Source organism: Tenacibaculum halocynthiae, assembly GCF_964512825.1.
Taxonomy (GTDB): Bacteria; Bacteroidota; Bacteroidia; order Flavobacteriales; family Flavobacteriaceae; genus Polaribacter; species Polaribacter halocynthiae.
On record NZ_CAZELG010000030.1, the window covers coordinates 1,221 to 1,882 of the forward strand.

General features: G+C 38.8%; 1 protein-coding gene (only partly in view). It reads right to left on the bottom strand.

All coding sequences use genetic code 11. From position 1 onward, the window contains the following. On the bottom strand, nucleotides 1-636 hold the 5' portion of the coding sequence (locus tag ACKTTQ_RS11775) for an Ig-like domain-containing protein (RefSeq protein WP_456243499.1). Its footprint begins 36 nt before the window's first position; the window shows 636 of its 672 coding nt (coding positions 1-636); the start codon lies at nucleotides 634-636; the stop codon falls past the left edge of the window. Nucleotides 637-662 lie beyond the last annotated feature (26 nt).

The window sequence follows — 662 nt, forward strand, 5'->3', positions numbered from 1 at the left end:
ACTTATCGTTGGTACTGGTAAAACTGTATCAACACTATAAACTTGGGTATCACTTGCAGTTGCTGTATTTCCTGATCCATCGGTAGTACTTACACTAGCATCTACTGTGGTATCTCCATCAGCTGCTAAATCTGAGCCTGGTACATCTATACTATAGTTTCCTAAAGCATCAACTACTCCTGTATAGGTATTTCCATTTACAACTAACGTTACCGTATCTCCTACATTAAAGTCTCCACCTACGGTTCCTGTTACTGCAATCGTTGTTCCTGCTTCTGCTGCATTTAATATATTATCTGCTGTAATATCATCTACACTTATCGTTGGTACTGGTAAAACTGTATCAACACTATAAACTTGAGTATCATTTGCAGTTGCTGTATTTCCTGATCCATCGGTAGTACTTACACTAGCATCTACTGTGGTATCTCCATCCGCTGCTAAATCTGATCCTGGTACATCTATACTATAGTTTCCTGAAGCGTCAACTACTCCTGTATAGGTATTTCCATTTACAACTAACGTTACCGTATCTCCTACATTAAAGTCTCCACCTACGGTTCCTATTACTGCAATCGTTGTTCCTGCTTCTGCTGCATTTAATATATTATCTGCCGTGATATCATCTACGCTAATCGTTGGTACTGGTAAAACTGTATCAA